The sequence below is a fragment of the Halobaculum roseum genome (genome assembly GCF_019880245.1).
Lineage (GTDB): Archaea > Halobacteriota > Halobacteria > Halobacteriales > Haloferacaceae > Halobaculum > Halobaculum roseum.
The window spans coordinates 1,457,829-1,476,310 of sequence record NZ_CP082286.1 but is presented as its reverse complement, the minus strand read 5'-3'; the positions used below and the strand labels follow the sequence as shown (position 1 = coordinate 1,476,310).

Sequence of the window (18,482 nt, the reverse complement as noted above, 5' to 3'; positions counted from 1 at the left end):
CTGTCCGCAAGCATCAACTCGGATATTCGGAGGGGGCGATCGAGGCTACGCAGTCGTGCGGTTCCCGGCGGGAACCGGCGCCAGTATCACGCCAGGAACACGTGGCGCGGCCGGTCGGCGAGCACGTCACGGCCCCACGAGACGGTGTCGCGGAAGGCGTCCGAGCGGAAGAAGTCCATCGCGTCCTCGCGGGAGGCCCACTGGCTGGCGATGAACATGTCGTTCTCGTCCTCGCGGTTCACCATCAGGTCCGTCTCGTAGTGGCCGTCCAGGTCCTCGAGGGTGTCGCCGACGACGCCGAACTTCTCGACGAAGTCTCCCCGGTGCTCAGGCTTGACCGTGTAGAACATCCCCATCGTCCCGAAGCCGGACTCCTCGCCGGCGCGCTCGACGATCCCCGGCAGCTCCGAGAGGAACCCGGCGGCCGTTTCGGCCGCGCTGGCGGTCTCCCAGATGCTCACGACCGCCGCGCGGTCGGTCTCGTTGCCCTCGTACACCGCCGTCTTCACGTGGGTGCCGTAGTGGTCGAAGTTCTTCCGCAGCCCGTCGACCTCCTCGAAGAGTTCGTCGGCGTCCGCCTCGGAGTAGAGGACCGTCGCGAACACGTCCTCGCCGTGGGGCTTGCCGGCGTAGATGTCGAGGTCCTCCAGCTCCGCCCGGATGCTCTCCTCTTCGGCGGCGTCGCCGCTCCCGTCGTCCGCGTCGCCGCCGTGATGGCCGCCGTCGCCGTCGCCGCTGTGGTGCCCACCCTCGCCGCCGCCGTGATGGCTGCCGTCGCCGTCGCCGTGACCGCCGTGGTGGTGTCCGCCCTCGCCGTGGGCGTCCGCGTCGCCGTGGCGGTGGCCGCCGGACTCGTGCTCGCCCGTCGGCACCTGCTCGCCGTCGAGATACGCGCTCAGGTCCGTCGGCGGGAAGCGCCGGCCGACGTAGAACGGGCCGAACTCGCCGTACTCGGCGGAGGCCTCGTCGAAGCGCATCTCGTAGACGATGTCCTTGATGTCGGCGGGGTCGCCGCCGAACAGGGTGACGCCCCACTCGTAGTCGTCGAGGCCGACCGACGAGGCGATCACCTGCTTGATCTTGCCGGCGTACTCGCGGCCGATCTCGCCGTGGGCCGACAGGAGGTCCGAGCGCTCCTCGTACTCGAGGGTGTACCAGTTCTGCTCGGCCTCCCGCTTGCGGCTCATCGGGTAGAAGGAGACGTACTCCGTGTCCGGGATGTCCGGCTTCAGCTTCCCCTCGATGTACCGACGGATGCCCTCGTCGGTCTCCTCCTCGCCGTCGTCGAAGTAGCTGTCCGAGACGTAGTCGGAGACCTCCGTCACCGAGACGTACGAGGTCGGCTGGTCGGTGAACTCCGCCAGCGCCGTCGACTCGAAGCGGCGCTCGGCCGCCGACAGCGCGTCCAGCGTCGGCCGGAAGTGGACGATCATGAGGTCGGCCTTGTGGCCGAGCACCGAGAACACGGCCGAGGCGCCCTCCTCGGCGTCGACGACGCGTTCGTGTTCCTCGAGATATGCGACCCCCTCCTCGACGGCCGCCTCGCGCTCGCGCTCCGGGGCCGCACGCCACGCGTCCCAGTCGACGGTTCGGAAGTCGTGCAGCGCGTACCAACCCTCTTCGGTGCGTGGGGGCTTCGCCATGCGCGCAGTTCGAACGGAAGGGGCTTGTGGCTTGCGTCACCGAGCCGCGGCCCGCGGTCGCCGCCGGCGGCGGCGCCGCCGTCGTCGCCGTCGACCCGACTGCGCGTGCCGTCGTGTCCCCGCGCCGCCGCCGCCCGTTGCGAGACCCGAACCCCTTTGGCCGCTCGCCGACTTCCACCGGTAATGAACACGCTCCTGTGGGTCCTCGTGGGAGCCCTCGCGTACTCCGTCGTCCTCATGGCGCTGTACACGCGCGGGTATCTCCCGGACGCCGTTCGCGTCCAGGGACCGCTGACGACGATCCACACCAAGCGCGGTCGCGCGTTCCTCAACTGGCTCGCGGGCCCCCGGCGGTTCTGGCGGGCCTGGAGCAACCTCGGCGTCGGCATCGCCGTCGTCGTCATGGTCGCGATGTTCGCGTTCCTCGTGTGGTCGGCGCTCGCAACCCTCCAACGCCCCGTCCAGACGCAGGCGAACCAGCCCTCGAACTTCCTCATCATCCCCGGCGTCAACGACTTCCTCCCGCTGGCGGTCGCGCCGGAGATCGTCCTCGGGCTGCTGATCGCCCTCGTCGTCCACGAGGGCGGTCACGGCCTGCTGTGTCGCGTCGAGGACATCGACATCGACTCGCTCGGACTCGTCCTCCTCACGGTCATCCCCGTCGGCGCGTTCGTCGAACCCGACGAGGAGAGCCAGTCGAACGCCGACCGCGGCGCGCGCAGCCGGATGTTCGCCGCCGGCGTCACGAACAACTTCGCCGTCACCGCCGTCGCGTTCGCGCTGCTGTTCGGCCCGGTCATCGCCTCGATCACCCCCGCCGCGGGGCTCGCGGTCGGCGGCGCGTACGCGGGCGCGCCGGCGTCCGACGCCGGCATCGAGGGCGGGGACCGGATCACCGCCGTCGGCGGGACGGAGGTCGCGGACCCCGCGGCCTTCGAGTCGGCGCTGTCGGCGACCGAGGACCCGTCCGTCGAGATGACCGTCAACGGCGAGGAGACGGTCACCGTCGACAGGCGCGTCACCGTCGTCGGCGCCGTCGAGGGGAACCCACTCGGACTCTCGGTCGATCCAGAGGGCGACGCCCCGCAGATCACTGCCGTCAACGGGACCGAAGTCCGCACCGCCGCGGCGTTCCGTGAGGTCGCCAGCGAACACGAGCTCGCGCGCGTGTCCACCTCCGAGGGCGAGGTCACCGCGCCGCTTGGCGCGTACGTCACGAACGTCTCCGCCGACGGGCCCCTCGGCTCCCAGACCGACCTCTCGGGCACGCTCACCGTCACTCGGATCGACGGGGAACGGATCCTCGCGTACGACGACCTCGACCGCACCCTCTCGGGCGACGAGTACGACCCCGGCGACACGGTGACGCTGCGGGTGTACGCCGACGGGCAGTTCCGCGAGGTCGACGTCGAGCTCGGCGGCACGGACGACGATCCGCGGGTGGGCGTCGTCGTGACGCAAGGGGTCTCCGGCGTCGTCGTCGACGACCTCGGGATCCAGCGGTACCCCGCCGAGGCGTACCTCGCGCTGCTCGGCGGCGATTCCGGCGGCGCGCCGCCCGGACTGGGCGGGCTCGCGGGGACGCCGCTCGGGCTCGTGTACGCCGCGCTGTTGCTCCCGCTCGCCAGCGCCGTCTCCGCGGCGCTGCCGTACAACTTCGCGGGCTTCTACGGCGAGTTCGCGGGCTTTTACGACGTGACCGGCCCGCTCGCCGCGTTCGGGGAGTGGCCGGTGTTCCTGCTCGCGAACGTGCTGTTCTGGACCGGCTGGATCAACATCCAGCTGGGGATCTTCAACTGCATCCCCGGCTACCCGCTCGACGGCGGCCGCATCCTCCGCATGGGCGCCGAGGGGCTCGTCTCCCGGCTCCCGGTGTCGAACCGCGACCGGCTGGTCACGACGCTCACCACCTCCGTCGGGCTCACGATGCTGACGGCGCTGCTGGTCGTCGTGTTCGCGCCGCAGTTCCTCTGAGCCGGGTACTGTGACCGGTCCGGACCGGTCAGGCGTTCGTCCCGCCGTCGGCGGCCGCCTCCTCCGAGCGATTGCCGTCGCCGTCCCCGCTCGCGTCCGCGTTCTCGCCAGTGTCGCCCTCGGGCGCGTCGGCGTCGCCCTGCCGGGCGTGGAACTCCTCGGGCGTGTCCCCGATGCGCTCGAACTCGCCGAAGTCCCGCTCGTGGTGGCGGATCACCTGCTCGGCGATCCACCCGGAGTACTCGCCGTCGAAGTGCCAGTCGTCGTCCGACGGGTCCACGTCGAAGCGTTCGTCGGTCGCGAACGCGACGTACATGTGATAGAAGCCTAAGATTACGTCCGCGAAGTCGCGCGCCTTCCCGCCGACCTCGCGACGTTTCTCGGTCAGGTGGTCGCGGCCCTCGTCGGTCAGCGCGAAGTACTTCCGGTCGGGCTCGTCCTCGCGCTCGATCCGCTCGGCGTAGCCCTCGTCCTCGAACTTGTAGAGGATGGGGTAGACGGAGCCGTAGGACGGTTCCCAGTGGCCGCCGCTGATGTCGGTTATCTCCTTGAGGATCTCGTAGCCGTACCGCGGTTTCTCCTCGAGAAGCTCCAGCACGATGTACGAGATGAGGCCACGCGGCGGGCCGCTCTTCCGCATTACCCGAGGGTTTCGCCGTCGCTCACTAAGGGTTTCGGTCGCCGAAACCGTCACTGACTGTCCAGTCAGTTCGTCTCGCGGCCGATCCGGATCACGGGATTTCGAACGGGCGTACCCGTCGCCCGCGGCTGACGCCGGGAGCCGGCGTCCCGCGTCGCTTCCGGTTACGATTCCCGGCGCAACCGCGAAACGACGAACTCGCGCTCCAGCTCGCCGAGGAACTCGCCCAGCCGCGGCCCCTGCGTCTCGTCGAAGAACAGCCGGTAGCCGGCGGCGAAGAAGTCGCCGACCTCCACGTCGTGGCGCCGGGCGGTCTCGTAGATCTCGCCCTGGATCGCCTCGCCGTCGTTGCCCGCGGCGACGAAGTCGGCCAGGTCGTCGAGGGCGGCCTCGACGGCGGGTTCGAAGTCGTGTTCCGGCAGTTCGGACTGGAGGCGGTAGTTGTACTCGTTGTCGCAGCGCTCGGCCCACCGGCGGGCGCGCTCGACGCGTTCCAGGGCGTCCTCGATGGCCCACTCGGGCGTGTCGTCGGCGAAGTGTCCCTCGTCGCGCGCGAGTTGGATCCGGAACTCGCGGTCGTCGACCATGCCCAGCACCGCCGCGAAGGTGTACGGGAGCCGAACGCGCCCCTCCCGCACCTCGTCGACGACGAACGGGTACGCCCGCTCGGCGAACGCCGCGAAGCGCTCGTCGGGGTCCGCATCGCCGAAGTACGCGCGCTCGAAGCGGTCGAACTCGTTGACCAACTGGTCCAGGCGCTCGACGTCGAAGTCCTTCGCCTTCTTCGGGTTCCGGACGAAGAAGTAGCGAAGCACCTCCGGCTCGATGAGGTCGAGCACCTCCTGGACGGTGACGACGTGTCCCTCCGAGGAGGACAGCGACTCGCCGTTGAGCGTGAACCACTCGTACACCATCGGGACGGGCGGCTCGATGCCGAGGACGTTCCGGGCGATGTCGACGCCGCTGGGCCAGGAGCCCTCCGCGTGGTCCTTGCCGAACGGCTCGAAGTCGACCCCGAGCACCTCCCACTGGGCGGGCCACTCGAAGCGCCACGGGAGCTTCCCCTCGCGGAAGGTGGCGACGCCCTCGTGGCCGCATCCCTCCATGAACCGCTCGCCCGCCTCGATCCCCGAACAGCGGTAGTGGACCTCGCGGGCGTCGAGATCCACCTCGGTCACGTCCTGCGTCAGCATGCCGCACTCCGAGCACTGCGGCATGAACGGGACGTAGTCCTCGTCGACCTTGTCCTGGTACTTCCCCAGCGTCTCGCGGGCCGCGTCGGCGTTGCGCAGCACGCGTTCGACCACGTCGTCGAAGGCGCCGTCGGCGTACAGCTCCGTGTTCGACACCATCTCGACCGGGATGTCGAGGGCCTCGGCGTCGGCCGACAACAGCGCCGCGAAGTGGGCGGCGTAGGAATCGTGGCCGTCCTCGAACGGGTCCGGGATGTCCGTGTACGGCTTCCCGAGGTTCTGGCCGAGCGCGCCGGCGTTCACGTCGCCCAGCTCGACGATGTCGCCGTCGGTGTCCGCCAGCTTCCGGGGGAGCTTCCGGAGGGCGTCCTTGTCGTCGCTGGTGAACACCTGCCGGACCTCGTGGCCCCGCTCGCGAAGCACCGCCGCGACGAAGTAGCCCCGGATGATCTCGTTGAAGTTGCCGATGTGGGCGATGCCCGAGGGCGAGACGCCGCCCTTGATCACGATCGGCTCGTCGGGGTCGCGCGCCTCGATCTCGTCGGCGACCTCGTCGGCCCAGAAGGCGTGGTGTGCGTCGCCGTCCCCGTCGCCGCGGCCGCCGACCGCGTGCGGGTCGACGGCGGGATCGTCGTCCTCACGGGTCGCTGCGCTCCCCGTTCGGTCCGAGGACTCACTGCGTTCGTCCTCGCTACTCATCGTTGCGCCCAGTACGTCGGCTCGTCGCCGCCGGCGGGAACCACGTCGGTCCCGGTGTGTTCGCCGTACAGTACCGCGTTCTCGACGGCCTCGGGGTCGTGGCCGTCGAGGACGACCGTCCGCATCCCGGCGCGCTGGATGAGCTTCGCCGCCAGCAGGTCGACCGGCGCGGAGGCGCCGGCGTCGCGGCTCATCGGCACGATGACCTCGACCAGTTCCTCGGGCGTCATCTCCGCGAACTGCGTGGCCGACTCGTCGACGTTCGGGTCGGCGTCGTAGATGCCGTCCGCGCCCGTGGCGTACACGAGGAGGTCGGCGTCGACGTACTCCCCGAGGGCGGCCGCGACGGCGTCGGTGGTCTGTCCCGGCGTGACGCCGCCCATCACCGACACGTCGCCGCGGCGGATGGCGTCGGCCGCCTCGTCGTAGTCATGCGCGGGGGAGGGGTCGACCGACGGGCCCAGCGCGGTGATGAGCAGCCGGGCGTTCACCCGCGTCACGTCGATGCCCAGCTGGTCGAGCTGGACCTCGTTGGCGTCCAGATCTCGGGCCGCGCTGATGTAGTCGCGCGCGACGCCGCCGCCGCCGACGACGACCCCCAGCTCACAGCCCTCGTCGACCAACCGCTCGATGGCGTTCGCGTACGCCGCCACGCGTCCGGAGTCGAGTTCCGGCGCGAGGACGCTCCCGCCGAGCGACAGGACTACTCTCATTGCACTCGCCTACCCCCGTTTCGCTCTTAAGGCTCCCGGAGCGATCCCGGCTCGGTACCGACTGTCAGGCGCCGAGCCGCCCGAACCGTCCCCGCGGGCCGAAGGCCTAAGCCGGTCGCTCGCCCTCTCCCTGACATGCGCACGCTCTCGCTTGTCGGCCCCGGCGCGGCCGACCTCCTGGCCCCCCTGTCGGCGCGGCTCGACGGCCGCGTGGCGACCATCCGCCGCGACGACGGTGACGGCGGGACCGCCGCCGGATCGGCCGGTCGACCGGCCGACGCGGACGAACCGGCGGACGAATCGGCGGCCGGCTCGGCTGGCGGGCCCGGAGACACGGATCGCGGCCCCGGCGCCGCCTACCGCCTCGGCGACGACGGCGGGTGGACCGGCGCCGGCGCCGGCGAGACGTTCCCCGATCTGCTCGACCGGCTGGCCCCCGACTTCGACTACGCCCTCGTCGCGGGGTTCTCCCGGCTCCGCCTGCCGACGGTCGTCGTCGGCGACGAGGCCGTCCCGGGCGACGTTGTCGCTCGCGTCGGCGACGCGGACGAGCTGTCGGTCGAGGATCTCGTCGACCACATCGAGGACGCGGAGCCGCACGTCACCCTGGAGGCGCTCATCGACGAAGCGAAAGCCAGCGAGGGCGCCGACCGGTCGGGCGCCATCGCGACGTTCACCGGCCGCGTCCGCGCGAAGGACGCCCCGGACGACGACCGGACCGAGGCGCTGGAGTTCGAGAAGTACGAGGGCGTCGCCGCCGATCGGATGGCCCGCATCGAGCGCGAGCTCGAGGCGCGGGAGGGGGTCTTCGACGTGCGGATGCACCACCGCGTCGGCGTCGTCGCAGACGGCGAGGACATCGTCTTCGTCGTCGTGCTCGCGGGCCACCGGACCGAGGCGTTCCGGACCGTCGAGGACGGCATCAACCGGCTCAAGGACGAGGTCCCGATATTCAAGAAGGAGACGACCGAGAACGACGAGTTCTGGGTACACGAGCGGTCTCAGTAGCTCCGCGACCTACTTGCCGTGGGGACTCACTCCCTCGGCGACCGCGCGACGCCCACGGATCCGACGGCGTTGACGGCAATCTTCACCCCGTCGACCGACCTGTCGCGACCCACAACCGCGATCCCGCGTCGTCCGACGACGGCGCGCGCGACCGCGGCGGACGATATATTCCGCCTCTCGAAACCGGAATCAATCGCCGATGGACCTATCTGGACAGTACCCTGAAGCATCTATCAAACGACCTCAGAATCGGCGATAAACATTCTAAACGAATTCAAAAGAGTCGTGAACGGTCGGCGACACCACGTTTCACGGCAGAAATCCCCTGAACGGAGCCGAATCGCACTCAACGGACTCGACTTTATATCCCCCCGGCTGTCCGTAGGGTGAATCGAGGTGACACAATGAGCGCAACCGTGCAACCCTCCGACACCGACCGCGCCTCGACCGACACCCCCTCCAAGGAGGAGCGTCTCGCGACGTTCCTGCGTGAGAAGGCCGAGGACGGCGAGCTCTACTTCAAGAGCAAGTTCATCGCCGAGGAAGTCGGCCTCTCGCCGAAGGAGATCGGCGCCCTGATGGTGAAGCTCAAGGACTCCGCCTGCGGGCTCTCCATCGAGAAGTGGTCGTACACGTCCGCGACCACCTGGCGCATCGAGCCGGCGAACTGACGACGCAGACCCGACGGCCCCGAACCGGTCCCCGCGCACGGGTGGTCCCCGCGCCGATCCGGCGTCTCTCCCGTCGACTCGATTCTCCCGCCCCGATCCGTTCCAGTCCGAACCCGGAGCGCCGACGCCGGCTCCCGCCCGTCGGTCATGCCGTCGGCGACGACGCTCCCGTCGCCGAGGACTTATGCCCGTTCGCGGCGAACTGCCGTCGATGAGTGAGACGGCCGAAGCCGACTATCCCCGTCCCCCCGAACTGGACGCCGTCTTCCATTGTTCGGAGATCCGACGGGACGACGATCGGATCCTCTACTACGGGATCAGCGACGTGGGCGAGCGCGAGCTCGTCCGTCGCGTCTGGCCGGCGTTCCGGGAGGCCGGCTACGAGGTGCAGGTCGTCACCACCGACTCCGGGCTGGACGTGATCGTCGCCCGCCCGTACGCCGACGGCCTCGACGGCGTTCCCTGGCTCAACGTCGGGCTGTTCGTCGCCACGGTGGTGACGACGCTGCTCGTCGGTGCCACGGCGTGGTACTACGTCCCCTTCTCGACGATCCAGGAGAACCCCCTCTCCGTGTTACAGGCGTGGCCCTTCACCGCGGCCGTCCTCGGCGTGCTGTTGACGCACGAACTCGGCCACTACGCGCTCGGTCGTTACCACGGCGTCGACGTGTCGCTCCCGTACGTGATCCCCTTCATCCTCCCGTTCGGGACGATGGGCGCGATCATCCGAATGCGCGGGCAGATGCCCGACCGGGAGGCGCTGTTCGACATCGGCGTCGCCGGCCCGCTCGCGGGCCTGGCCGCCACGATCGTCGTCACGGTGGTCGGCCTCCTCCTCGGGCCGTTCACGGTCCCGCAGTCGGTGCTGGGCGGGGGCGGCCAGGTCATCGTGTTCAACAACCCGCCGCTGTTGGACCTGATCGCCGCCGCGTTGAACCAGCCGACCGGCTACACCGACCCGACGAAAACCGCTCACCCGGTGGTCATGGGCGCGTGGGTCGGGATGTTCTTCACGGTGCTCAACCTCCTCCCGGTCGGCCAGCTCGACGGCGGCCACATCGTCCGCGCGATGGTCGGCCGGCGTCAGGAGACGGTCGCGGCGTTCGTGCCCACCGCGCTGTTCGGCATCGCCGCGTACCTCTATTTCGTTCGCGGCCTCGGGCTCAACGAGTCCGTCGGGCTGTGGGCCTTCTGGGGGCTGTTCTCGGCGTTCATCGCCTACCGCGGCCCCGCGGAGCCGATCGACGACACCGCGCTCGGCCCGAAACGCATCGCCGTCGGCGTGTTCACGTTCGCCCTCGGCCTCCTGTGTTTCATGCTCGTGCCGATCCAGGTGACGACGATCTGATCGACCGGCCTGGGACGCGCGACCGCGGCGTCGTCAGCGACCGCCGCCGCCGTCGCGGTCACTCGCCCGCGTGCTCGTAGCCGCGGTCCGGGAGCGGCTCGCCGTCCATCCTGACGCCGTCCCAGGTCACGTTTCCGATCACCGAGATCGGCGTCGGCGAGGCCTCGCGGGCGTCGTCGACGGCGTCGCTCGGGAGCGTGAACACCAGCTCGAAGTCCTCGCCGAAGAACAGCGCCGCCTCCCGGCGCGCCTCGGCGTCGTCGAACACCTCCCGAACCGCGTCGTCGACGGGGACGTACGACTCGGTGATGTCCATCCCGAGGTCGCTCACGTCGCTCGCCTCGACGAGCTGGTGCAGCGAGCGCGCGAGCCCGTCGCTGGAGTCCATCATCGCCGTCGCGTACGGTCGGAGCGCGACGCCGGCGGCGACGCGCGGGGTGAAGCGGAACAGCTCGTTCCCGCGCTCGGCGTCGCCGTCCTCGAACGCGCGGACGGCGGCGGCGCTGCGGCCGAGCGCGCCCGTCACGCACACCGCGTCGCCGCGGTCGGCGCCGCCGCGACGGATCGGGTCGTCGGTCTCGCCGAGCGCGGTCGTCGCGACGGTGAACTCGTCGTGACGGTCGAGGTCGCCGCCCACGTACTCGGCGTCGACCGCCGCACAGACCTCGCGTGCGCCGCGCACGAAGTCGTCGACCTCGCCGGGGTCGAACTCCGGCGCCCCGTAGGCCGCGACGGCCGCCTCCGCGTCGGCGCCCATCGCGGCCACGTCCGACAGCGACGCGCCGACGGCCCGCCAGCCCGCGGTGTAGCGGTCGACGCCGGCGGGGAAGTCCGTCGTCTCGTGGAGCATGTCGGTCGTGAGCACCCGGTCGCCGACGACCGCGCAGTCGTCGCCCGCGCCCGGCAGGGTGTCGGCCAGTCGCGCGAGCGCCTCGCGTTCGTCCATCGCCGTCCGGTTTCGCCCCCGACACCTACGGTGTTTCCCTTCGCGGCGACGCGTCGAGCCGGGCCGGGCCGGGGCGGCCGCGGACGCGACGGCCGCCGCTCGTCAGTGCCCGCGGTTTCGGAGGCTTGAAGCGGACGCCCGGCGACCGTCCGGGCATGGATTCGGACCAGCTACGCGCCACCGTCGTCGGGTTTCTCGGCGCGTTCGCGGTCCTCGGCGCGTTGCTGTATCTCGTCGGCGTCGGCGACCTCCTCGACGTGCTCCGGGGAGCCTCGGCCGGGACGGTCGGGCTCGTCGTGCTCGTCACCCTCGGCTGGCTCGTCGCCTGGGCGGTCGCGCTCAGAACCGTGCTCGGGGTGCTGGGCATCCGACTCTCGGTCTTTCGGTCGTTTCTCGTGTTCAACGGCGCGATGTTCTCCAACAACGTCACGCCGTTCGGCCAGGCCGGGGGCGAACCCGTCACCGCCCTGCTCATCGCGACGGTCGCCGACACGGAGTACGAGCGCGGCCTCGCAGCCATCGCCAGCGTGGACACGCTCAACTTCGTCCCCTCGATCACGCTCGCGCTCGTCGGCGCGGCGTACTTCGCCACCGAGACGACGTTCGGAACCCGGCTCCAGCTTGCGACCGGCGTCGTCGTCGCGCTCGCGCTCGTCGTCCCCGGACTCGTCTACCTCGGGTGGCAGAACCGGTACGCGCTCGAAACGCGGGTCGTCGGGGCGTTCGTCCCGCTGATCCGCCGGGTCGCCGGGATCCTGCCGGTGTTCTCCGCGCCGACCGAGCAGTCGGTGGAGTCGCGGATCGGCCACTTCTTCGGCGCCATCGAGCGCGTCGCCACCGACCGAACCGGGATCGCCGTCTCGCTTGCGGCCTCGACGCTCGGCTGGATCCTCCAGATGGTCGCCCTCTATCTCGCGTTCCTTGCGATCGACCAGCCGGTCCCGTTCTCGGCGATGCTGTTCGTCGTTCCGATGGGCGCGATCGCGGGGGTCACGCCGTTGCCGGGCGGCGCGGGCGGCATCGAGGCGGTGCTCGTCGCCGTGCTCGCGGCGCTCCCGTCGGTCTCCGTCTCCGCGACGGCGGCGCTGGGCGCCGTCGTCATCTACCGCGGCGCGGTCTTCTGGGTGCCGGTGATCATCGGCGGGGTCGTCGTGAGCGTGATCGGCGCCGACAGCGTCGGGTGACGCCGGTCGCGGCTCCGAGGCGGAGCCGAGGAACCGACCGCGGGGACGCCTCACACGCGAGGGGTGATACGACGGCTTTAAACGGAACGACGGTGAAATCGCCCGTATGGTTACCCTCTACGACGTCCCGGCGGCGGACCTCAACGACGAGGTCGCCGCTCGACTGGAGGATCGCATCGAACAGCCGGAGTGGGTGCAGTTCGCCAAGTCCGGTCAGGACCGGGAGCTCCCGCCCCAGCAGGAGGACTTCTGGTTCCGCCGTGCGGCCTCGCTGCTGCGCAAGGTCGCCGACCGCGGCCCCGTCGGCGTCGAGCGCCTCGCCACCGAGTACGGCGGCGCCAAGAACGGCTCGAACCGCTACGTCGTCAGCCCGCCCGAGCACGAGGGCGGCTCGCGCAAGATCATTCGCGTCGCGCTCCAGCAGCTCGAGGAGGAGGGCTTCGTCGAGACGGCCCAGGGCGAGGGCCGCCGCGTCACCGACGAGGGTCGCTCGTTCCTGGACGAGGTCGCCGGCGACGTACTCGAGGAGCTCGACCGCCCCGAGCTCGAGCGCTACGCGTAAGCAGCCGTTCGCGCCGACGAGTTCTTCGATGTTCGCGTCGCCAGCGGCGGCGCCGTCGATGTCGGTTCGTTCGGGTAGTACCGGCGGCGGCGCCGTCGCTATCGCCGTCGTCGCCGCGGTTCCCGCCGGCCGGGCGCCGGCGTCGCTCGCGCACCCACAATCGTTTTGACCGCTCGCCGGCAACTTCGATCCGACATGAGCGAGACCCCCGACGACGAGCGATTGGAGGAGCTGCGCGAGCAGAAGATGCAGGAGCTCCAGGAGCAGGCACAGGGCCAGGGACAGGGCGACGCGGAGGCACAGCAGGCGGCCCAGGAGCAGGCCGAGCGTCAGCAGGAGGCGCTGCTCAAGCAGTACCTCACCGACGGCGCGCGCCAGCGGCTCAACGCCGTCGAGATGAGCAAACCCGACTTCGCCGCCCAGGTGAAACAGCAGGTCACGGCGCTGGCGAAGAGCGGCCGGGTGAACGGCCGCATCGACGAGGACCAGATGAAGGAGCTGCTGCGCGAGCTGCAGCCGGACCAGAAGAGCTTCGACATCCGCCGCCGCTGACGGACGCGTGGAGCTCGCACTGTGCTACAGCGGCGGGAAGGACTCATCGCTCGCCGCGCTCGTCCTCGACCGCTTCTACGACGTGACGCTCGTCACCGCCCACTTCGGCGTGACCGACGACCACGAGCACGCGCGCCGGGCCGCCGAGGCGCTCGGCTTCCCGTTCGAGACCCACGACCTCGACCCCGAGGTCGCCCGCGAGGCCGTCGAGGCGATGCGCGCCGACGGCTTCCCCCGCAACGGGATCCAGCGCGTCCACGAGCACGCCCTGGAGTCGGTCGCCGAACGCGACGTGGACGCCGTCGCCGACGGCACCCGCCGCGACGACCGCGTCCCATCCATCTCCCGGGCGTTCGCCCAGTCGCTGGAGGACCGCCACGGCGTCGACTACATCTCTCCCCTCTCGGGGTTCGGCCGCGGCGCCGTCGACCGCCTCGTCGACGAGACGCTCGACGTGGAGTCGGGCCCCTCCGAGGAGGTGCCGAAGGCCGACTACGAGGGCGAACTCCGCGCCCTCCTCCGCGAGGAGGCCGGCGACGACGCCGTCCGCGAGGTGTTCCCCGAGCACGAACAGACGTACGTGCGCGGGACACGCTGAGTCGCGGTCGGGTCCCTGAGTCGCGGGCGGCTCGCACCGCCGCGACCACCTCGCTATCGCTACCGTCGGCGACAACCGCCCGCCGCGTTCGCCGTCATCCACGCCGTTTTCACCCCCGACCGTCGACCCCGAAGCGTGTCCGCACTCGTCTCTCCCGGCATCGCCGTCGCCGTCGCCGCGGCGGTGCTGTGGGGCGTCTACCTCTTCGCGTTGAAGCGCTACGTCTCCGGCGTCCCCGCCACGGTGCTCACGGTCCTCGTCAACGTCTGCGCGCTGGCGTGGTACGCCCCCGTCGCCGTCACCCGGCTGTCGCCGTCGGCGCTCCCCGATCCCGCGACGCTCGGCGCGCCCGCCGTGCTCGCGCTCGTCGGGGCCGTCCTCGGCGTCGGCGTCGGCTTCGTCCTGTTCGTGAACGCGCTCGCGCTCGGCGAGGTGTCGTACGTCACGCCGATCAACAAGGTCGTCCCCGTGTTCGTCCTCCCGCTGGAGCTGCTCCTGCTGGGCGCCGACCTCCCGGCGCTGGCGTTCGTCGGCATCGCCGTCGTCACCGCCGCGGTGTACGTCGCGAACTACCGCGGCGGCGACCCGGTCGAACCCCTCCGCCGGGCCGTCACGGCCCGCCCCGCACAGCTCGCGCTGCTGTCGGCGGTCGCGTACGCCGTCGGCGACGTGGCGAAGCGCGCGGTGCTCGACCGCGTCGGCCTCCCGCCGGAGGCGCTCGTGATCGTCGTGCTCGGCGGCGTGTTGCTCGTGCTCCTCCCGCTCGCCGTTCGCGATTGGGAAGTCGACAGGTCGTGGGAGACGCCGGTTCCGACGTTCCTCGCGCTCGGGCTGGTCGTCGCGGTAGCCGAACACCTCACGAGCGTCGCGTTCGCCGCGCTCCCCGCGAGCATCGCCTCGCCGGTCGTCAACACGCAGGCGGTCGTCGCGGTGGTGCTCGGGGGCGTGATCCTCAAGGAGCGACGCCTGGGCGCCCGGCTCGTCGCCGCCGCGCTCGCGGTCGTCGGCGTCGGGTTCCTCGCGGTGTGAGCGCGAAGCGGCCGGGAGACCGCTCCGCCGGCGGCGACGAACCACGGGGTTAAACTCCCGGACGCGAGACCTAGCCGGTAATGCCCACCTACGACCGCCTGAAGGGGTTCCGCGACTTCTACCCCCCCGAGATGGCCGTCCGCCGGGAGGTGACCGACACGCTGGAGTCGGTCGCCCGGCGCTACGGCTTCCGCGAGATCGACACGCCCCGGCTGGAGCCGGCGGAGATGTGGACCGACAAGTCCGGCGACGACATCGTCGACGAGCTGTACGCCTTCGAGGACCACGGCGGCCGCCACGTCACGCTCTCGCCGGAGCTGACGCCGACCGTCGCGCGGATGTACGCCGCGAAGGCCCAGGAGCTGTCCAAGCCCGTCAAGTGGTTCTCGACGCGCCCCTTCTGGCGCTACGAGGCCGTCCAGCAGGGTCGCTTCCGCGAGTTCTACCAGACGAACATCGACGTCTTCGGTTCGGCCGAACCCGAGGCCGACGCCGAGGTGCTCGCGACCGCCGCCGACGCGCTGACCGACCTGGGGCTGTCGGCCGACGACTTCGAGTTCCGCGTCAGCCACCGCGACATCCTCGGGTCGCTGCTGCGCTCGTTCGACGCCGACGTGGACGTGCGCGCGGCGATCCGCGCGGTCGACAAATCGGAGAAGGTCGACGAGGCCGAGTACCTCGATCTGCTCCACGACGCCGGCCTCGAATTCGACCGGGCCCGCGAGTTCGACGACCTGCTGGGCGTCGACGACCCCGCCGACCTGGACGAACTCACCGACTTCGCGCCCAACAGCGAGGGGCTCGCTGACGCGGTCGGGAACCTCCGTGAGGTCCTCGCGGCGGCGGACGACTTCGGCGTCGGCGAGCACTGCGACCTCTCGCTTCGCACCGCCCGCGGGCTGGACTACTACACCGGCGCCGTCTTCGAGTGCTTCGACGCGACCGGCGAGATCGGTCGCTCCGTCTTCGGCGGCGGCCGCTACGACGACCTCATCGAGGAGTTCGGCGGCCAGCCCACCCCCGCCGTCGGCGTCGCCCCGGGGCACGCGCCCCTCGGCCTCCTGCTCGAACGCGCGGGCGTCGCCCCCGACGCGACGATCGAGACGGACTACTACGTGCTGCAGGTGGGCGACACCCGGCCGACGGCCGCCCGGATCGCCCGCGACCTCCGGGCGCGGGGACACGTCGTCGAGTCCGACGTCTCCGACCGCAGCTTCGGCGCGCAGCTCAACTACGCCGACTCGATCAACGCCGAGACGGTCGTCATCGTCGGCGAGCAGGACCTCGCGAACGACGAGGTGACGCTGAAGGACATGGCCTCCGGCGACCAGACGACCGCGCCCGTCGACGAGTTCCCGGGCGGGCTCGACCGGCCGACGTTCGACGACTTCGCGTAATGGCGACCCGCCGGGCGTACCGCGTCGCCTACGACGGCCGCCCCTTCTTCGGCTTCCAGCGCCAGCCGGACGTGCCGACCGTCGAGGACGCCCTGCTCGACGCGCTCCGGGCGCTCGACGTGTTCGGGCACGACGCGGACACTCCGCCCGGCTACGCCGCCGCCGGCCGCACCGACCGCGGCGTCTCGGCGGTCCGCCAGACCGTCGCCCTCGACGCGCCCGAGTGGCTCACGCCGCGGGCGTTCTCCAGCGAACTCCCGGCCGGCGTCCGCGTGTGGGCCGCCGCCGACGTGCCAGCCGACTTCCACGCGACCCACGACGCCGCCCGGCGGACGTACCGCTACCACCTCCACGCGCCCGGGGCCGACCGTGACCGCGCCCGCGACGCCGCCGCGGCGCTGTCCGGCGAGCACGACGTCCACAACCTCACCAGCGAGCCGCGCGGGCGGAAAACCCGACGCGACCTCTCGGTCTCGGTCGCCGCCGCCGGCGACGACTTCCTGACCCTCACCGTCGCCGCCGGCGGCTTCCCTCGCGAGTTCGTCCGGCGGGTCGCGACGGTCGTCCGCGGCGTCGCCGTCGGCGACACCGGCCTCGACCGGGTCGACGAGGTTCTCGGCGAGGAGCCGCTGTCGGGCGCCCGCGGCGTCGCGCCCGCCGCGCCCGACCCCCTCGTGCTCGCGGACGTGTCCTATCCGGGCGTCGTGTTCGAGCCCGATCCGGCGGCGGTCGAGTCGCTCCGGGACGTGTTCGCCGAGCGCCGCGTCGACGCGCTCGCCCGGGGCCGGGTGTTCGGCGACGTGCTCGACTCGATACCGGAGTGACCTCTCCTTACTCCCACTCCTCGGGCCACAGCCCGGCGGCCTTCATCCCCGGCTCGAAGTCGGCCTCGCGGAACGCCGCCTCCAGCTCGTAGGGGTCGAGCACCGGGACCTCGGTCCCCTCGTTCGCGAGTTCGCGGACCATGAGCGCCGCGAGGACGCCGTGCTCGCGGACGCAGCGGTCGTCGACCTTGTCGCGCGTGTCGGCGTGGGTGTGGCCCCACCCCCGCCCGCGCTCGCCGGAGTCCGAGTGCAGTTGGAGCGCCGCCGTCCCGCGCCGGACGAACGGCCACTGGTCGGAGAAGGGATGCGGCTCCTCGCGCACCTCGATCGGCTGGCGCGTCCGCTCGCCCACGCGCCGCGCGACCCGGGCGGTCGACTCGGAGGTGTGGGTCATCGCGACGAGGTCCCGGAACCGACCGGCTCCGTCGAGGTTCACGACGGCCTTCACCCCGTCCAGGTCCGTCGTCGCCGCGAGGTGCTCGGAACCGAGCAGCCCCGTCTCCTCGCAGCCGACGGCGGCGAACCGGACCCCGATGTCGAGGTCGGCGGCCGCGAGCACCCGCGCGGCCGCGAGCAGCGTCGCGACGCCGCAGCCGTTGTCCAGCGCGCCCTCCGCGATGTCGTGGCCGTCGTAGTGGGCGAGCACGAGCACCTCCTCGTCGGTCGCCGGGCCGGTGCGCGCGAGCACGTTCTGTGACTCGCTCGGAACCGTCTCGGCGTCGACCGACAGGTCGGCCTCCCCGCCCCCGCTCGCGTACTCGGTGAGCCACGCGCCCGTCTCCTTGCTCACGCCGACCGCCGGGATCGCGGCCTCCTCGCCGAAGGTGAGCGACCCCGTCGGCGGCAGCTGCCCGGGGACGTGGTTGACGAAGACGAACGCCTCCGCGCCCGCCTCCGCGGCGGCGCCGAACTTCTCCATCCGGTGGATGAACCGCGAGTCCCCGGGAGTCGTCGTCGAGGCGACGGCGATCCGTCCCTCCACGTCGACCTCGGCGATCTCCGCGGGCGTGCCGTACCCCACGTCGACGAGCTCGCCCGACGCCTCGCCCGCGGGGCTGTACGGCAGCGCGATGGCGTCGAACGCGCGATCGGCGGGCGCGGTGAGCCGCAACGTCGTGTCGCCGCGGCGCCACTCGGGCGCGTCGAACGGCTGTCTCCGGACGCGGTCGAGTCCGATCTCCTCGAACGCGTCGGCGACGACCTCCGCCGCGCGCGCCTCGCCCTCGCTCGCGCCCATTCGACCCCCCAGCGCCGTCAGCTCGGTGATGAACTCCCACGGCGCGGTGTCGGTCCAGGCGCGACCGACCGCCGCGGCGAGGGTGTCGTCGAGATCCATGCCGACGGGATCGGTCAGCGGCGGCAAAAACCCGCGGGTGCGCGTCCTCCGTGTCCGTCTGTCGAATCGCGCGAACTCCCGACCGCGTGCGAGATCGGCCATTTCATATCGCGTTATTTGATTCATGGAGCGTTCCCGGGTGGTTATCCCCGTCGGCGCCGACCC

General features: G+C 71.3%; 18 protein-coding genes. 11 read left to right on the top strand and 7 right to left on the bottom strand.

The genetic code is table 11. The features are described 5' to 3' along the window. Nucleotides 1-86: 86 nt before the first annotated feature. The gene (locus tag K6T36_RS07495; protein ID WP_222923297.1) at nucleotides 87-1,643 is read right to left on the bottom strand and encodes a heme-binding protein; all 1,557 of its coding nucleotides are present in this window, start codon (nucleotides 1,641-1,643) and stop codon (nucleotides 87-89) included. A gap of 183 nt (nucleotides 1,644-1,826) precedes the next feature. Here K6T36_RS07495 and K6T36_RS07490 point away from each other — a divergent pair, with 183 nt between their 5' ends. Beyond that, a complete protein-coding gene (locus tag K6T36_RS07490) occupies nucleotides 1,827-3,617 on the top strand; it encodes a site-2 protease family protein (RefSeq protein WP_222923296.1) in 1,791 nt (596 codons plus the stop codon). Between the two features lie 28 nt (nucleotides 3,618-3,645). On the opposite strand, the gene K6T36_RS07485 is transcribed toward K6T36_RS07490, so the two are convergent. The 3 genes from K6T36_RS07485 to pyrH form a co-directional block, all read right to left on the bottom strand. After that, nucleotides 3,646-4,257 carry a PadR family transcriptional regulator gene (locus tag K6T36_RS07485; protein WP_222923295.1) on the bottom strand — a complete coding sequence of 204 codons (612 nt, stop codon included), beginning with the start codon at nucleotides 4,255-4,257 and terminating at the stop codon, nucleotides 3,646-3,648. A 164-nt stretch (nucleotides 4,258-4,421) separates the two neighbouring features. Next, nucleotides 4,422-6,149, bottom strand: coding sequence for a lysine--tRNA ligase (gene lysS / locus K6T36_RS07480; protein WP_222923294.1), 1,728 nt, complete (start codon nucleotides 6,147-6,149; stop codon nucleotides 4,422-4,424). Continuing rightward, nucleotides 6,146-6,862, bottom strand: coding sequence for a UMP kinase (pyrH, locus tag K6T36_RS07475; RefSeq protein ID WP_222923293.1), 717 nt, complete (start codon nucleotides 6,860-6,862; stop codon nucleotides 6,146-6,148). Before pyrH ends, lysS begins: the two co-directional genes overlap by 4 nt. Nucleotides 6,863-6,997: 135 nt before the next feature. Between pyrH and K6T36_RS07470 the strand changes: the two genes are divergently transcribed. Continuing rightward, nucleotides 6,998-7,870: a molybdopterin synthase gene (locus K6T36_RS07470; protein WP_222923292.1), complete on the top strand. Its 873-nt coding sequence runs from the start codon at nucleotides 6,998-7,000 to the stop codon at nucleotides 7,868-7,870. 26 nt (nucleotides 7,871-7,896) lie between these two features. Here K6T36_RS07470 and K6T36_RS07465 read toward each other — a convergent pair whose 3' ends face one another. Further along, nucleotides 7,897-8,100, bottom strand: a complete 204-nt coding sequence (locus tag K6T36_RS07465; protein WP_222923291.1) for a hypothetical protein — start codon at nucleotides 8,098-8,100, stop codon at nucleotides 7,897-7,899. 174 nt (nucleotides 8,101-8,274) lie between these two features. Here K6T36_RS07465 and K6T36_RS07460 point away from each other — a divergent pair, with 174 nt between their 5' ends. Together K6T36_RS07460 and K6T36_RS07455 are read left to right on the top strand one after the other, a co-directional pair. Next, a complete protein-coding gene (locus K6T36_RS07460; RefSeq protein WP_222606048.1) occupies nucleotides 8,275-8,541 on the top strand; it encodes a DUF7123 family protein in 267 nt (88 codons plus the stop codon). Between the two features lie 211 nt (nucleotides 8,542-8,752). Further along, the gene (locus K6T36_RS07455; protein ID WP_222923290.1) at nucleotides 8,753-9,889 is read left to right on the top strand and encodes a site-2 protease family protein; all 1,137 of its coding nucleotides are present in this window, start codon (nucleotides 8,753-8,755) and stop codon (nucleotides 9,887-9,889) included. Nucleotides 9,890-9,947: 58 nt separating this feature from the next. On the opposite strand, the gene thiL is transcribed toward K6T36_RS07455, so the two are convergent. Then, the gene (gene thiL / locus K6T36_RS07450) at nucleotides 9,948-10,835 is read right to left on the bottom strand and encodes a thiamine-phosphate kinase (protein ID WP_222923289.1); all 888 of its coding nucleotides are present in this window, start codon (nucleotides 10,833-10,835) and stop codon (nucleotides 9,948-9,950) included. Between the two features lie 155 nt (nucleotides 10,836-10,990). Between thiL and K6T36_RS07445 the strand changes: the two genes are divergently transcribed. The 7 genes from K6T36_RS07445 (at nucleotide 10,991) to truA (ending at nucleotide 16,981) form a co-directional block, all read left to right on the top strand. Continuing rightward, on the top strand, nucleotides 10,991-12,019 hold the full coding sequence (locus tag K6T36_RS07445; RefSeq protein ID WP_222923288.1) for a lysylphosphatidylglycerol synthase transmembrane domain-containing protein: 1,029 nt from the start codon (nucleotides 10,991-10,993) through the stop codon (nucleotides 12,017-12,019). 106 nt (nucleotides 12,020-12,125) lie between these two features. Next, complete coding sequence (locus tag K6T36_RS07440) at nucleotides 12,126-12,581, top strand: 30S ribosomal protein S19e (RefSeq protein WP_222923287.1); 456 nt, start codon at nucleotides 12,126-12,128, stop codon at nucleotides 12,579-12,581. A 195-nt stretch (nucleotides 12,582-12,776) separates the two neighbouring features. Next, the gene (locus K6T36_RS07435; protein WP_222606042.1) at nucleotides 12,777-13,133 is read left to right on the top strand and encodes a DNA-binding protein; all 357 of its coding nucleotides are present in this window, start codon (nucleotides 12,777-12,779) and stop codon (nucleotides 13,131-13,133) included. Nucleotides 13,134-13,140: 7 nt separating this feature from the next. Continuing rightward, nucleotides 13,141-13,731 carry a DUF7411 family protein gene (locus tag K6T36_RS07430; protein WP_222923286.1) on the top strand — a complete coding sequence of 197 codons (591 nt, stop codon included), beginning with the start codon at nucleotides 13,141-13,143 and terminating at the stop codon, nucleotides 13,729-13,731. A 135-nt stretch (nucleotides 13,732-13,866) separates the two neighbouring features. Next, nucleotides 13,867-14,760 carry an EamA family transporter gene (locus K6T36_RS07425; RefSeq protein WP_222923285.1) on the top strand — a complete coding sequence of 298 codons (894 nt, stop codon included), beginning with the start codon at nucleotides 13,867-13,869 and terminating at the stop codon, nucleotides 14,758-14,760. An 80-nt stretch (nucleotides 14,761-14,840) separates the two neighbouring features. Continuing rightward, a complete protein-coding gene (gene hisS, locus K6T36_RS07420) occupies nucleotides 14,841-16,157 on the top strand; it encodes a histidine--tRNA ligase (RefSeq protein ID WP_222923284.1) in 1,317 nt (438 codons plus the stop codon). Further along, nucleotides 16,157-16,981: a tRNA pseudouridine(38-40) synthase TruA gene (gene truA, locus K6T36_RS07415; protein WP_222923283.1), complete on the top strand. Its 825-nt coding sequence runs from the start codon at nucleotides 16,157-16,159 to the stop codon at nucleotides 16,979-16,981. The genes hisS and truA overlap by 1 nt, the downstream gene beginning before the upstream one ends. 7 nt (nucleotides 16,982-16,988) lie before the next feature. On the opposite strand, the gene K6T36_RS07410 is transcribed toward truA, so the two are convergent. Continuing rightward, nucleotides 16,989-18,317 carry a M28 family metallopeptidase gene (locus K6T36_RS07410; RefSeq protein WP_222923282.1) on the bottom strand — a complete coding sequence of 443 codons (1,329 nt, stop codon included), beginning with the start codon at nucleotides 18,315-18,317 and terminating at the stop codon, nucleotides 16,989-16,991. Between the last annotated feature and the right edge of the window lie 165 nt (nucleotides 18,318-18,482).

Bases quoted from the DNA above. Each gene is read 5' to 3' on its own strand.
- K6T36_RS07495 (WP_222923297.1), bottom strand. From the start codon at position 1,643: ATGGCGAAGCCCCCACGCACCGAAGAGGGTTGGTACGCGCTGCACGAC.
- K6T36_RS07490 (WP_222923296.1), top strand. From the start codon at position 1,827: ATGAACACGCTCCTGTGGGTCCTCGTGGGAGCCCTCGCGTACTCCGTC.
- K6T36_RS07485 (WP_222923295.1), bottom strand. From the start codon at position 4,257: ATGCGGAAGAGCGGCCCGCCGCGTGGCCTCATCTCGTACATCGTGCTG.
- lysS (WP_222923294.1), bottom strand. From the start codon at position 6,149: ATGAGTAGCGAGGACGAACGCAGTGAGTCCTCGGACCGAACGGGGAGC.
- pyrH (WP_222923293.1), bottom strand. From the start codon at position 6,862: ATGAGAGTAGTCCTGTCGCTCGGCGGGAGCGTCCTCGCGCCGGAACTC.
- K6T36_RS07470 (WP_222923292.1), top strand. From the start codon at position 6,998: ATGCGCACGCTCTCGCTTGTCGGCCCCGGCGCGGCCGACCTCCTGGCC.
- K6T36_RS07465 (WP_222923291.1), bottom strand. From the start codon at position 8,100: ATGCTTCAGGGTACTGTCCAGATAGGTCCATCGGCGATTGATTCCGGT.
- K6T36_RS07460 (WP_222606048.1), top strand. From the start codon at position 8,275: ATGAGCGCAACCGTGCAACCCTCCGACACCGACCGCGCCTCGACCGAC.
- K6T36_RS07455 (WP_222923290.1), top strand. From the start codon at position 8,753: ATGAGTGAGACGGCCGAAGCCGACTATCCCCGTCCCCCCGAACTGGAC.
- thiL (WP_222923289.1), bottom strand. From the start codon at position 10,835: ATGGACGAACGCGAGGCGCTCGCGCGACTGGCCGACACCCTGCCGGGC.
- K6T36_RS07445 (WP_222923288.1), top strand. From the start codon at position 10,991: ATGGATTCGGACCAGCTACGCGCCACCGTCGTCGGGTTTCTCGGCGCG.
- K6T36_RS07440 (WP_222923287.1), top strand. From the start codon at position 12,126: ATGGTTACCCTCTACGACGTCCCGGCGGCGGACCTCAACGACGAGGTC.
- K6T36_RS07435 (WP_222606042.1), top strand. From the start codon at position 12,777: ATGAGCGAGACCCCCGACGACGAGCGATTGGAGGAGCTGCGCGAGCAG.
- hisS (WP_222923284.1), top strand. From the start codon at position 14,841: ATGCCCACCTACGACCGCCTGAAGGGGTTCCGCGACTTCTACCCCCCC.
- truA (WP_222923283.1), top strand. From the start codon at position 16,157: ATGGCGACCCGCCGGGCGTACCGCGTCGCCTACGACGGCCGCCCCTTC.
- K6T36_RS07410 (WP_222923282.1), bottom strand. From the start codon at position 18,317: ATGGATCTCGACGACACCCTCGCCGCGGCGGTCGGTCGCGCCTGGACC.